11 protein-coding genes are annotated in these 12,585 nt (G+C 74.5%); 8 read left to right on the forward strand and 3 right to left on the reverse strand.

Annotated features, from left to right (window positions below; translation table 11 throughout):
• Positions 1–136: 136 nt before the first annotated feature.
• The 8 genes from ABTZ58_RS10640 to ABTZ58_RS10675 are packed head-to-tail and all read left to right on the forward strand — an operon-like array spanning position 137 to position 9,525.
• Complete coding sequence (locus ABTZ58_RS10640; protein WP_351353672.1) at positions 137–835, forward strand: class I SAM-dependent methyltransferase; 699 nt, start codon at positions 137–139, stop codon at positions 833–835.
• Positions 832–5,004, forward strand: coding sequence for an alpha-(1->3)-arabinofuranosyltransferase domain-containing protein (locus ABTZ58_RS10645; protein WP_351353675.1), 4,173 nt, complete (start codon positions 832–834; stop codon positions 5,002–5,004). Before ABTZ58_RS10640 ends, ABTZ58_RS10645 begins: the two co-directional genes overlap by 4 nt.
• Complete coding sequence (locus ABTZ58_RS10650; RefSeq protein ID WP_351353314.1) at positions 5,001–6,248, forward strand: condensation protein; 1,248 nt, start codon at positions 5,001–5,003, stop codon at positions 6,246–6,248. Before ABTZ58_RS10645 ends, ABTZ58_RS10650 begins: the two co-directional genes overlap by 4 nt.
• Entirely contained in the window at positions 6,245–6,988 is a 744-nt protein-coding gene (locus ABTZ58_RS10655) for a class I SAM-dependent methyltransferase (protein ID WP_351353317.1), read from the forward strand. The genes ABTZ58_RS10650 and ABTZ58_RS10655 overlap by 4 nt, the downstream gene beginning before the upstream one ends.
• Before the next feature lie 3 nt (positions 6,989–6,991).
• A complete protein-coding gene (locus ABTZ58_RS10660) occupies positions 6,992–7,909 on the forward strand; it encodes a hypothetical protein (protein WP_351353320.1) in 918 nt (305 codons plus the stop codon).
• Positions 7,906–8,127, forward strand: coding sequence for a Trm112 family protein (locus ABTZ58_RS10665; protein ID WP_351353323.1), 222 nt, complete (start codon positions 7,906–7,908; stop codon positions 8,125–8,127). Before ABTZ58_RS10660 ends, ABTZ58_RS10665 begins: the two co-directional genes overlap by 4 nt.
• Complete coding sequence (locus ABTZ58_RS10670; protein WP_351353326.1) at positions 8,124–8,951, forward strand: FkbM family methyltransferase; 828 nt, start codon at positions 8,124–8,126, stop codon at positions 8,949–8,951. The genes ABTZ58_RS10665 and ABTZ58_RS10670 overlap by 4 nt, the downstream gene beginning before the upstream one ends.
• A complete protein-coding gene (locus ABTZ58_RS10675; RefSeq protein ID WP_351353329.1) occupies positions 8,917–9,525 on the forward strand; it encodes a hypothetical protein in 609 nt (202 codons plus the stop codon). Before ABTZ58_RS10670 ends, ABTZ58_RS10675 begins: the two co-directional genes overlap by 35 nt.
• On the opposite strand, the gene ABTZ58_RS10680 is transcribed toward ABTZ58_RS10675, so the two are convergent.
• From ABTZ58_RS10680 to ABTZ58_RS10690, 3 genes are all read right to left on the reverse strand, one after another.
• Positions 9,516–10,259 (reverse strand): hypothetical protein, encoded by a 744-nt coding sequence (locus ABTZ58_RS10680; protein WP_351353332.1) that lies wholly within the window; start codon positions 10,257–10,259, stop codon positions 9,516–9,518. The two genes, ABTZ58_RS10675 and ABTZ58_RS10680, sit on opposite strands and share 10 nt — an antisense overlap.
• Positions 10,260–10,278: 19 nt before the next feature.
• Complete coding sequence (locus ABTZ58_RS10685; RefSeq protein ID WP_351353334.1) at positions 10,279–11,115, reverse strand: hypothetical protein; 837 nt, start codon at positions 11,113–11,115, stop codon at positions 10,279–10,281.
• 169 nt (positions 11,116–11,284) lie between these two features.
• The gene (locus tag ABTZ58_RS10690) at positions 11,285–12,163 is read right to left on the reverse strand and encodes an ATP-grasp domain-containing protein (protein WP_351353337.1); all 879 of its coding nucleotides are present in this window, start codon (positions 12,161–12,163) and stop codon (positions 11,285–11,287) included.
• Positions 12,164–12,585 lie beyond the last annotated feature (422 nt).

The following is a 12,585-nucleotide window of genomic DNA, read 5'->3' on the forward strand; positions in this document are numbered from 1 at the left end:
GCGCCGTGCGGGTGACGCCGTGTCCCGGGTGCGGGTCGCGCGTGGCTGGTCGCGTCCACGTGGCGGAGCCGCGTCTGTCCCCGCCCCGCGCCCCTCGGGAACGACCCCGTGGAGGGACCCCTCGTTCCGGCGCTCCCTGGCCCTGTTCCGTGCCTTCCGCCACGAGCAGGACGACCCCGAGGCCTGCTACACCCTGCTCGCCCGGGACGCCGTCGACCAGGTCGAGGCCTACGACGGGCCCGTGGCCGGGCGTACCGTCCTGGATGTCGGCGGGGGCGGCGGGTACTTCACCGCGGAGTTCCGGCGACGCGGGGCGAACGCCTTCCTGTTCGAGCCGGACGTCGCCGAACTCGGCGAGAAGCCGCCCGACTCGGCCGTCGTCGCCGACGGCTACCTGCTGCCCCTGCGGGACGGCGTCGCGGACGTCACCTTCTCCTCCAACGTGCTGGAGCACGTCTGGGACCCCGAGACGTTCCTCAGCGAGCTGGCCCGGGTCACCCGGCCCGGCGGGCTGATCTACGTGTCGTTCACCAACTGGCTGTCGCCGTGGGGCGGGCACGAGTGGGCCCCGTGGCACTACCTCGGTGCCGAGCGGGCCCGGGCCCGTTACACCCGGCGGACCGGCAGGCCCGCCAAGCACACGCTCGGCGAGAACCTGTTCGCGGTGCACATCGGCTCCACCCTGCGGCAGGTGCGGGCCCGGGACGACGTCACGGTCGTCTCGGCGCGCTCCCGCTACTGGCCCTTCCTCGCGGAGGCCGTCGTCAAGGCGCCCGGGATCCGCGAGTTCGCCACCTGGAACCTCCTCCTCATCCTGCGGCGGTGTCCTACATGACAACCACGGTCCAGGCTCCTCCCCCGGCAGCCGTCCCCACCACCGCGACCGCGTCGGGCCCGCCCGAGGGTCCCCGGTCGCGGCGCTGGCTGCTGGGTTTCTGGGCCGTGGTGTTCGTGCTGTTCCTGGCGGTGCAGCCGGGGCGGCAGACGTTCGACACCAAGCTGGGGGTGACCACCGATCCCGGCCGGTTCCTCGCCGATCTCGGGCAGCTGTGGCACGACCGCGCCGGGTTCGGCGGCATCCAGGACCAGTACGCCGGCTATCTGTGGCCGATGCTGCCGTTCTACTGGGTGGCCGACCTCGTGCGGCTGCCGGTGTGGCTGGCGGAGCGGCTGTGGCTGTCGGTGATCGTGTCCGTCGCCTTCTGGGGGGCGTTGCGGCTGGCGGAGCGGCTGCGGGTGGGCAGCCCGGCGTCCCGGCTGCTGGGGGCCGTCGCGTACGCGCTGTGGCCGCTGTTCACGACCGTCGTCGGCTCCACGTCGGCCGCCGCGCTGCCCGGCGCGTTCCTGCCGTGGGTGCTGCTGCCGCTGGCCGACGAGCGGTACGCGGCCCGGGTCGCCGCCCTGCGCTCGGCGCTGCTCGTGCCGTTCATGGGCGGGGTGAACGCCTCGGCGATGCTGGCGTCCCTGCTGCCGGTGGGGCTGTACCTGCTGTCCCGGCCGCCGGGGCCGCGGATGCGCAAGCTGATCGCCTGGTGGGCCCCGGCGGTGATCGTGGTGACGGCCTGGTGGTGGGTGCCGCTGCTGCTGCTCGGCGTCTACGGCGAGAACTTCCTCCCCTACATCGAGACCGCGCGGACGACGACGGACACCATGTCGGCGACCGAGGCGCTGCGCGGGGCCGGGAACTGGGTCGCCTATCTGCACTTCGGTGAGGCCTGGCTGCCGGCCGGCTGGACCGTGGTCTCCTCCGTGCTGGTGGTGGTGTGCTCGGCGCTGGCGGCGGGGCTGGGGCTGGCCGGGCTCGCCCGGCGGGACCTGCCCGAGCGGCGCTGGCTGGTGCTGACGGTGCTGGTGACCGCGCTGGTGCTGCTCGCCGGGTACGGCGGGGCGTTCGGGGCGCCGTTCCACGGTGTGACGCAGGGCTGGCTGGACGGGTGGCTGTCGCCGTTCCGCAACGTCTACAAGTTCCAGACGGGGCTGGCGCTCGCGCTCGTGCTGGGCCTGGCCCATCTGGTGGGGGTGGCCGCCGAGCGGCGCCGGCCCCGGCCGGTGCGCGGCCGGCGTCTCGCGCCGCTCGTCGCGGCCGTGCTGATCCTGCCCGGTCTGCTGTGGCCGTACCTCAACGGCTCGATCCTGAACCCCGGTTCCTTCCGGCAGCTGCCCACCTACTGGCAGGCCACGGCCGACTGGCTGGAGAAGTACTCGCCGGACTCGCGCGCCCTGGTCGTCCCGGCCACCGCACACGGCGTGTACACCTGGGGCTCCCCCATCGACCAGCCGCTCGACGTGCTCGCCGAGTCGCGCTGGGCGCAGCGCGACTACGTCCCGTTCGGCACGCCCGGCAACCGGCGCGCCATGGACGCGGTCGAGCAGGCGCTGCTGTCCGGCGCCGAAGTGCCGGGACTCGCCGACTACTTGAGCCGGGCCGGGCTGTACTACGTCGTCGTGCGCAACGACCTCGACCCCGACCAGATCGGCGCGGTGCCGACCGCGACCGTCAAGCGCACCCTGGAGCAGTCCGGGTACGAGCGGGTCACGGGGCTCGGCCCGGTGATGACCGGTGGCCGCATCGCCCGGGACGCCCCGCTCCAGGTCGAGGGGCTCTACCCGCGGCAGCGGGCCGTGGAGATCTACCGTCCGGCGGGCGGGGACGTCGTCCGGCCCGGGCAGGCCGGGCTCGCCCCGGTGGCCGACACGGCCGTGGTGTCCGGCGGGCCCGAGGCGCTGCTGCCGCTGGCGTCCGAACTGCGCGGGCGGGCCACCGTCCTGACCGGGGACGACCACCCGGGGCTCGGCACCCCGGCCGTGCAGGTGGTGGGCGACGGACTGCGCCGGGCCGACACCCGGTTCGGGCTGGTCAACGCGAACACCTCGTACACGTACACGCGCGACGAGCGCAACGCGTCCGGCGCGCAGCAGGACCCGGGCGAGAAGCCGCGCCAGATCCTGCCGACCGAGGGGGTCGAGCACCAGACGGTGGCCGAACTGCGCGGCGCGTCCTCGGTGTCGGCGTCCTCGTACGGCAACTGGCTGTTCCACCTGCCGCAGTACGACCCGGTGAACGCCTTCGACGGCAACCCGGACACCGCCTGGGCGGAGGGCGCGCCGGACACGCCGGACGGGCAGTGGCTGCGCATCGGCTTCACCGGCCCCTACGACATGCCGTCCTCCTTCGAGGTCACGCCGCTGCCGCAGCAGAGCGTGCGGGCGGCGGCGACCAAGGTGCGGGTGGAGACCGAGAAGGGCGAGCGGACCGGCTTCCTCCAGCCGAACGGCAAGACGCAGCGGGTCAGGGCGCCCGAGGGCGCGACACGGTGGATGAAGCTGACGATCGTGGACTCGGTGGAGCGGCGGGCCGGTCTCACGGGCGCGGGCTTCTCCGAGATCGACCTGCCGGACGTGCGGGTGACGCGGCTGCTGCGGCTGCCGTCCGACGCGGACGAGGCCACCGCGACCGCCACCGTCGTCTCCCTGCACCGTGCCTCCGACCCGACCGGGCTGTCCCCGACCGGCACCGAGGCGGGCCTGCACCGCCGCTTCACCACCCCGGCCGCCGGGACGTACGAGGTGAAGGCGCGTGCGGTGCCGGTGCCGGGCGCGGCACTCGACGAGCTGCTGTACGAGGTCGCGCCCGGGCAGCAGGCGCGGATCGTCGCCACCGCCGACTCCACGGCACGGCTCGGCGCGGGCATCGGGGCGCGCAACCTCACCGACGGCGACCTGACGACGGCCTGGATCGCGGGCGACCGGCCGACGATCCACCTGCGCTGGGAGGGCAAGCAGCCGGTCGGTGAGCTGGTGCTGGCCCCCGCGGGCGGCCTGTCCACGCGGGCCTTTGAGGTGCACATCAGCTCCCCGGACGGCGCGGCCGTCGCCGGCGTCGACGAGAACGGCTGGGTCCGTTTCCCGCCGATCACCACCGACCGGCTCGACGTCACGATCACCGAGACCGCCCCGCTGACCCTGCACAACCCGGTCGCCGACGAGGACCTGCGCCTGCCGGTGGGGCTCACCGAGGCCTACATCCCCTCCCTCGACCAGTACCGCACCCCGCAGCCGGACGGCACCCGCGCGTTCTCCCTGCCCTGTGGCAAGGGCCCGGACGTGGCGCTGGACGGCGAGCTGTACCAGACGCGGGTGAAGGGCACCGTGCGCGATCTGGTGGAGCGGCGGGGCGTGGAGGTGACGCTCTGCCAGGAGGGCCGGGGGGACACCGAGGTGCGGCTGCCGGCTGGCGCGCACCGGCTGGAGGGCGGTGACGCGGGCCCGCTGGCGCTCACGGACGTGACCCTGACACGCGGCACGGTGCCCGGGGCCGCCGCGGCCGGGCGCGAGCTGCGGATCCGGGACTGGCTGGGCGACCGGCGCGAGGTCACGGTCGGCTCGGGGGCGGCCTCGTACCTCACGACGTACGAGAACTTCAACGACGGCTGGCGGGCCACGCTGGACGGCAAGGAGCTGACCCCGGTCCGGCTGGACGGCTGGCAGCAGGGCTGGCGGATCCCGGCCGGGGCGGGCGGCGCGGTGAAGCTGTCGTACGAACCGGCCACCACCTACGACATCGGGCTGATCGGCAGCGGCGTCGGCATCGCCGCCCTGCTCGGTCTGGCCGTCTGGCGCCGCCGCGCACCGAACCCCGACGCGCCGCAGCCCGCCCCGCCGCCGCCCGGCCTGTGGCTCGGCACGGTGGCGCTGACCCTGGTCGGGGTGGTGATCGCCGGGTGGCTGGCACTGCTGGTCCCGGCGCTGGCGCTGCTCGCCGCGCGGCGGCACGCGCTGCTGGTGCCGATCGCGTTCGCCGCCCTGGCCGCAGCGGGGATCGCCGCGGCCTTCGGGGCCGGGGAGCCGGTGGGCGCGGGGGAGGGCGCGTTCGGGCACCTGGGCCAACTGCTGGCGCTGATCGGCCTGTTCGCGGGACTCGTGAGCCTGCGCGAGCAACCGCGGTCACCGGCGCCGACGCGGCCGCTGCCGAGGACGGATGACGGGGAGGGCAAGTCCGTATGACGACACCGGTCCGCATCCCGTTCCCGGTGGTGGACGAGGTCTCCCGGCACTGCCTGCAGGAGGAGGAGCCGGAGACGGTCCACATCGAGGTCCACCTGCCGGGCCCCCTCGACCGGGCGCGCCTGCGCAAGGCGTTCGTGGAGGCGCTGCACCGGCATCCGCGCGTGCTCATGCGGGAGGCCCGGGGCCCGTGGTACCGGCGGCGCTACGAGTGGGAGCTGACCCGCGAACCCGACGTGGAGGTGGTGAGCTTCGCCCCGTCGGGCCCTGGCGCCCTGCAGGACGCCAGGGCCCGGGCGCTGGCGCAGGCTCCGCCGCTGTCGCAGTCCCCGCCGGTCCGCCTCGACGTGGTGGACTCGGTCCTGGTCCTCACCATCAACCACACCGCCCTGGACGGCCCGGCCTGCCTGCGGGTCCTGGCCACGGCCGCGGAGCTCTACGGCGGCAGGGACAACTCCCCCGCCGCGCCCCCGGTCCGTCCCGCCGAACCGCACCAGGAACCCCCGGACACCCCGGCGAACTGGACGCCGCCCGCCCGGGTCGCGCCGGGCACCCCCGACCCCTCGCCCGGGAACGGCCTGCTGGTCACCGAGCTGTCCCTGCCGCACCGCCCCAAGGGCTCCCCCTACACCGTCAACGACCAGCTCATGGTCGCCACGGCGCTGACCATCGCCCACTGGAACCGGGAGCACGGCGCCCGGCCCCGCCCCCTGCGCATCACCATGCCCGTGGACGACCGCCCACGGGACACCTCGATGCCCATCGGCAACGGCACGCGCCTGGTGGAGGTCCCCTTCGCGCCGCGGGAGCTGCGCGACCCGCAGCTGCCGACCCTGCTGCGCCGCACCGCGGAACGCACCCGTGCGCTGAAGTCCCTGCCCCGCCCCCAGCTCGGCCACGGCGCCACCCTGCTCACCGCCCCGTGGGCGCCGGTCGCCGCCCGGGCCGCCCTGACCCGCACCCTGCGCCGGGCCGCCGCGCCCTGGACGTCGACGACCCTGCTCAGCAACATCGGCCGGATCCCCTACCCGCTGGACTTCGGCGAGGAGGCGGGCCGCGCGCACGCGGTCTGGTTCTCCGCCCCGGCCCGGATGCCGCGCGGCCTGACCGTGACGACCGCGTCCACGGCCGGGCGCCTCCACCTCGCCCTGCGCTGGTCCCGCGCCCTGCTCGGCCATGGCGACGGGGCCCACCTGCGCGACCTGTTCGAGCACTACCTGCACACCACGGAGGCCACGTCATGACGGCCGTACCGGCCACCGCGCCCCGCCCGGGGGACCTGCGCGACTTCTACGAGAACCCGGCCGTCCCCGTCGCCTCCGGCACCCCGCGCAGCCTGCGCCAGGCGCGCATGCTGGCCCGGGCGCTCGGCCCGGCCGCCGGCCGCCCGGCGACCGTCCTGGACATCGGCTGCGGCGACGGCACCGCCGCGGCCACCGCCGCGCCCCTGCTGCCGGGTCACCGCATCGTCGGCGTCGACTGGTCCCAGGACGCGCTGCGCCGCGCCCGCACCCGCGTCCCCCACGCGGTCCGCGGCGAACTCACCGGCGGCGGGTTGCCGTTCGCGTCCGGGTCGGCCGACGCCGTGCTGTTCAGCGAGGTGATCGAGCACCTCGTCGACCCGGACGCGGCGCTGGACGAGATCCGCCGCGTGCTGCGCCCCGGGGGCCATCTGATGCTGTCCACGCCGAACCTGGCCGCCTGGTACAACCGGGCCCTGCTGCTCGCGGGGGTGCAGCCCGTCTTCTCCGAGGTCAGCCTGCGCGGCATCCACGGCCGCCCGGGCCGGGAGGTCGTCGGGCACCTGCGGCTGTACACCCCGCGCGCCCTGCGGGAGTTCGTCGCCGCCTCGGGCTTCTCGGTGGTACGGCTCGAAGGCGCTCCCTTCCACGGTGTGCCGCGCCCGCTGCGGCCGCTGGACCGGCTGGCCTGTGCCCGGCCGCAGCTCGCGTCGATCCTGCTGCTGCACGCCCGGAGGACGTAGCCCATGTGGTGGGGAGTGGCCGCGGCCCTGCTGGCGAACACCCTGTACAGCCTGGGGTTCGTGCTGGAGAAGCGGGCGCTCACCTCGCTCCCGGAGGTGAGCATCCGGCAACCGGCCCGGCTGCTGCGCCTGGTCCTCGGCAGCCCCCTGTGGATCGGCGGCTCCCTCGCCCTCGCCGCCGGCTTCGCCGCCCAGCTCGTCGTCTACCGCACCCTGCCGATCGCCGCCGCGCAGGGCATCTTCGTCTCCGGCCTGGTGCTGCTCGTGCTGCTGTCGGCCCGGCTGCTCGGCGAGGAGACGACCGGCCGGGAAAGGTACGCGCTCGGTGCGATCCTGCTCGCGCTGCTGATGGTCGTGCTGTCGCTGCGCGAGGGCGCCGACAGCGTCGGCCGGGACGCGCCCTACCCACTGGTCCTGCTGGTGTGCGTGCCGTCGCTGGCGGCCGGGGTGTGGCTGTACGGCTCCGCCGAGCGGCGCGCCCGCAACCGGCACCGGCGCCCGACGACCGGCGTCGAGTACGGCGTGGCGGTGGGCCTGCTGTACGGCGTCAGCTCGCTGGCCATCAAGGGCGTCTCCGGCCACCTGACGACCGACGGGATCGGCGGGGCGGTCCTGGACCTGCTGAGCTCCCCGTATCCGTATCTGCTGCTGTTCACCGGCGTGTTCGGCCTGGTGATGTCGCAGGCGGCGCTGCAGCGCTGCCGTGCCTCGCTGATCGTGCCGGTGTGCACGACCGTGACCAGTCTGTTCACGGCGGTGCTCGGCACGCCGGCGTTCGGCGAGGCCCTGCCGCACGACCCGCTGCGGCTCGCGCTGCGGGTGGCGGGCACGGCCCTCGCGGTCGCCGTGCTGCTGACCATGCCGAAGCACGACTCCGCTCCCCAACCCACCGCACCTGCCGAGGAGTTGGCATCCCCATGAAGCCCGACGACCCGCTGCTGAAGATCCTGGCGTGCCCGCTCGACAAGGGTCCGCTGCATCTGCTGCCCGAGGAGGCCGGGCACGAGGAGGCGCTGTACAACCCGCGCCTGCACCGCCGTTACCCGATCGTCGACGGCATTCCGCAGCTGCTGCCGTCCTCGGGCGAGCAGGTCCCGGACGACGTGCACGAGGAACTCCTCAGGAGGATGGCACCGTGACCAGCCTGGCGGCGCGCCTCGCGCCCTTCCTGCCCACCCGGCTGGTGGCCGCGACGGCCCGGGCGCTGTATCCGCGCTTCGAGCCGGAGCTGGCCCGGCTCGCCGAGCTGTGCCCGCCGGACTGCGGGACGGCGGTGGACGTCGGCGGCTGGTACGGGCCCTGGACGCACCGGCTGGCCGGCCACGCCGAGCACGTGGTGACGATCGAGCCGGTGCCCCACCTGGCCAGGCTGCTGGCGGCCGCCGCCCCGCCGAACGTCCGGGTGGTCCGCGCGGCGGCCTCGGACCGCCCGGGCATCGCCCGCCTGTGGCTGCCGCCGGACGACTCGGGCGACCGGGGCGTCTCCTCGCTGGTGCGGCGCGACATCCACGGCCGGGCGCTGGACGTGCCCAGCGTCACCCTGGACGAGCTGGGACTGCGCGACGTCGGCTTCATAAAGATCGACGTGGACGGCAACGAGCCGGCGGTGCTGCGCGGCGCGACCGGGCTGCTGGCCCGCGACCGGCCCGCCCTCTTCGTCGAACTGGAGTCCCGCATCCAGCCGATCGCGCCCGTGGTGACGTATCTGACCCTGCTGGGCTACGAGGGCTGGGTGCTGCCCGGCGCCACCTGGGTGCCACTGGCGAGGTTCCCGCTGGAGGACCACCAGGCCCGTGTCTCCTACGTCGTCTCCCACGGCCTGCTCCGCCGCGTCCTTCCCTCCCCGCTCCGGCGCGGCCCGCGCTACGTCAACTCGGTGCTGTTCCTGCCCGACGGCCGCCGCCCCGGCACCGCCCCGGTGGGCGACGATGGGTCCCATGCCCTCCGGAAAGCGCCCCGCTAGCCCCTTCGGTCCGCTCGACTTCCAGCTGGTGCTGCTGCGCCGCATGGCCGACCACAACCCCGGCCTGGTCGAGGACGCCCGGCACCGGCTGGGCGTGTCCATCGCCGGCATGCGGGAGGCCAACAAGCGCTGGCAGGCGATGGTCCGCTCCCCGCGCTCCCGCGCGCCCCTGTCCCGGTACCGCTCCGTGCTGGGCGAACCCGAATCGCGCACGCCGCGCCGGATCGGCGACCTGGACTGCGAGGCCTGGCTCTGGCCGGTGCCCCTCTGGCCGGACCTGCGCTTCGAGGTGCTGACCGCCCCGAACGGCGCGGTGTGGAACGAGTGGCTGGTCCGCGCCCCGGGCGCGCCGGGACCTGGGCTGCGCACGCTGGACGACCTCGCCCCCTGGTCCTGCACCGTCGACGAGGCGGCCCGTGCCTTCGCCCCGGCCCGCCCTCTGCAGGGCTCGGCACCGACCCGGTGGGGACTGGCGTTCACCGCGCCGGACGCCCGGGGCGTACGGCGGGAGGCCGTCGCCGAGTTCACTTGGGGCCTGCTGCAGCGGGTGGCCGTCACGGGCACTCAGGGCTGAGGCGCGCCGGTCCGGTCGAGGGCGGGCAGGAACTGGTCGTAGAAGGCGGTCTTCAGGCGCAGGGCCTGTTCCTCGGTCTCCCGGAAGGCGTCGGCGGAGCCGTGCCGGGCGAGCAGTTCGCTGATGCGGGTGGCCAGCCGGTCGGAGTGGGTGGCCGACAGCAGGGAGACGGCGGTGAGGGGGTGGGCCTTGGCGTCGTGCACGTAGTGCGGGTAGTAGAAGCGGGAGCGGTTGCGGCCGCCGGCGGCCAGCACGGGTGCCATGCGCTGCCACAGGTGCTCGTACTCGACGGAGACCAGGACCTCGCCCCAGAACCGCAGGAAGGTCAGCAGCCGCAGGTCGGCGTCGTCGTGGCCGCCCGCCTCGGAGATCAGCGCGAAGGCCCCGTCGATGGCGTTCCGGGTGGCCTGAGTGGGCCGGGAGGCGACCAGTTCGGCGCGGGGGATGCCCAGCTGGAGCAGGTCCTCCTTCATGTCCTCCCGGTGCGAGCGGGTGTGGCCGCGCCCGTCCGGGTACTCCTCGCGCAGGATGGCCCGGGCGATCCGCAGGCCGGCCTCGTCGGACAGCAGGTCGATGGCCAGGTCGTACGAGGGGGTGAAGGCCAGGGAGACGAAGCGCCGCTGGAGCAGCAGGGCGGCGAAGTCGGCGTCCGCGAGGCGTGCGGTGTTCGCCAGCACGGGGTGCCCGCGGAACCGGTCGATCAGCGCGTCTTCGAACGCGTCCAGGTCTGTCATGTGCGTACCCCTTCCCGGGTCACTGGGTGGTGTCCACCGACCTGCGCCAGTCGTCCAGGTCCACGTCGCGGCCGATGCTCCACAGCGTGTCCAGTTCCTGCTGGATCTCCCGGCCCATCACGGTGCCGCTGCCCTCGATCTCCAGCTGGGTGGAGTCGATGGCGAGCCGGCCGTGCAGGAAGGAGCTGACCAGGTAGTGCTCGTCGGCCTTGTAGACGGCGATGGACGGCAGGGCCTGGTAGACGCGCACCTGGAGGCGTGCCCGGTCGCCGGCGCGCACGCTCTGGAAGAGGGAGGCGAAGGTCGACAGACAGCGGGCGACACCCGCCTGGACGTCCTCCTCCAGGGCCGGGTCGCGCAGGCCGCGCAGGGCCTCGTTGCGCAGGTCGGCGACGGGTGAGGACGGGTGCAGCAGCAGGATCCGCACCCGGACCCGGCGGTCGACGATGGCCTGTTTCAGCGCGGACTCGAACCGGTGCACGTTCGGGATCCACGTCTGCAGGATGGTCACCTCGCGCCCGGCGCCGTTGAGGTAGCCCTCGAAGACCTCCTCGGGGAAGCGCCGGTGCACACGCACCACACCGCCGTAGTGGTCGTGCCGCAGGTCGCGGGCGAGGGCGTCGATGTCCAGCCTGGACAGCTGGGTGTTGATGTTGTCCAGCGCCTTCAGCCGGTCGATCTCGAACAGCAGGAACAGCGTGACCGTGCTGAGGGTCAGCAGCGTGAGCTTGGGGACGGTGTCGGCCGCCAGTCCGTCGAGCAGGTCCACCTGGTCGGCGAGGGTCACGGCGATGCCGACGGTGGCGGTCAGGCCCAGGACGATGCGCTCGGCCCAGTAGCGGAAACTGCTCCCCATGCCCACTCCAGCGTGCGGCTCGACGGCGTGCGGCTCGACGGCGTCGGCGAAGACCGTACAACGTGACTTTGCGTCAAGTGACGGATATCCGCCAGGAGTTCGTCCGGATACGTGAGTCGGCCCGGAGTTCCGGACCGGCAGCACGGGACGTGTGCCCCACCCGTGGCGCTCAGCCTGCGGCGGCCAGCACCGCCTGCACGACCCGGGGCACGGAGTCCGGGTGGACGTCCAGGAACAGGTTCGGCTCGATCAGCTCCAGCTCCATCACCACGGGCTGCCCGTCCGGCCCGGTGACGAGGTCCACGCGCGCGTACAGCAGCTCGGGATCCCCGGGCACGGCCGCCAGAGCCCGTTCGGCGACGTCGAGTTCCGCGGCGGTCGGCTTCCAGCGCCGCACGTCGGGGTGGGCGACCTTGTCCGCGTCGTACGGCGTGCCCGGGGTGAGGACGGCGCCCTTGACGCCGGCGTGCAGCAGCCGGCCGCCGAAGAACTGCAGGGCCCGTTCGCCGTGCGTGTCGACGGCGGTCAGATACGGCTGCACCATCGCGGTGTACCCCTCGGCGTGCATCCGCTCCACCTGCCGCACGGCGGCGTCCCGCTCCCCGGCCGGGTGGCGGGCGGCGTACCGGGCCCCCGCACCGGAGGTGGGCTTCACCACGTACTCGTAGCCGGTGGGCAGCTCGACGGGGTCGCCGGGCGCGAGGTAGCGGGTGGGCACGGCGGGCACCCCGGCCCGCACGAGCTGCCCGAGGTAGCGCTTGTCGGCGTTCCACCGCACCACCTCGACCGGGTTGGCGAGCCGGGTCGCCCGGGCGCAGCGCTCCGCCCAGGCCGTGAACTCGGCGGCGCGCCGGCTGTAGTCCCAGGTGGAGCGGATGAGGGCGAGGTCGAAGGCCGCCCAGTCGGCGGAGGGGTCGTCCCAGGGGACGGCGACGGCGTCGGCCCCGGCGTCGCGCAGCGCGTCGGTCAGCACCGGCAGGTCCCGGTCCTTGTGCTCCTCGTCACCGGGGTCGTAGGTGACGAGCGCGATGCGCGGGGTGCCGGCCACGGCGACTCCCTCCTCGGGCGGACGATCGGTCGTCGGCTTCCGCCGCAGGCTAACAACCGCCCTGCGGAACCGGGACGCCGCGTTCGACCTTCACCTTCGGTGAAGCCCCAGCATCGGTGGCGGAACGGACGAGCGCGAGGAGCGCGGGAGCCGCGGGAGGCCGTATGGGCATGCCGGGACACGGCCTCCTCGGCGGTCAGACGACCCTCGTCGATCATCGGCTGGACCACGGTGTGGTCGTGGGTGATGCGGAACGGCCCCGCCCGCGCCGGCGTACCGGACAACGTCAGCTGCGTGGTGGCGGACGTGGTGGAGGGCGGGGACCGGGCGGGCGTCTGGGTGCCGTCGGGTTCCCCGTCCAGCGGCCGCGCCTTCGCCACCGTGCGCCGGGGACGTTTCCTCCGGCGGCTGATGGTGTACGG

The sequence above is a fragment of the Streptomyces sp. NPDC094143 genome (genome assembly GCF_040303825.1).
Classification (GTDB): Bacteria; Actinomycetota; Actinomycetes; order Streptomycetales; family Streptomycetaceae; genus Streptomyces.

Bases quoted from the DNA above. Each gene is read 5' to 3' on its own strand.
- ABTZ58_RS10685 (WP_351353334.1), bottom strand. From the start codon at position 11,115: ATGGGGAGCAGTTTCCGCTACTGGGCCGAGCGCATCGTCCTGGGCCTG.
- ABTZ58_RS10680 (WP_351353332.1), bottom strand. From the start codon at position 10,259: ATGACAGACCTGGACGCGTTCGAAGACGCGCTGATCGACCGGTTCCGC.
- ABTZ58_RS10675 (WP_351353329.1), top strand. From the start codon at position 8,917: ATGGGTCCCATGCCCTCCGGAAAGCGCCCCGCTAGCCCCTTCGGTCCG.
- ABTZ58_RS10665 (WP_351353323.1), top strand. From the start codon at position 7,906: ATGAAGCCCGACGACCCGCTGCTGAAGATCCTGGCGTGCCCGCTCGAC.
- ABTZ58_RS10645 (WP_351353675.1), top strand. From the start codon at position 832: ATGACAACCACGGTCCAGGCTCCTCCCCCGGCAGCCGTCCCCACCACC.
- ABTZ58_RS10655 (WP_351353317.1), top strand. From the start codon at position 6,245: ATGACGGCCGTACCGGCCACCGCGCCCCGCCCGGGGGACCTGCGCGAC.
- ABTZ58_RS10650 (WP_351353314.1), top strand. From the start codon at position 5,001: ATGACGACACCGGTCCGCATCCCGTTCCCGGTGGTGGACGAGGTCTCC.
- ABTZ58_RS10660 (WP_351353320.1), top strand. From the start codon at position 6,992: ATGTGGTGGGGAGTGGCCGCGGCCCTGCTGGCGAACACCCTGTACAGC.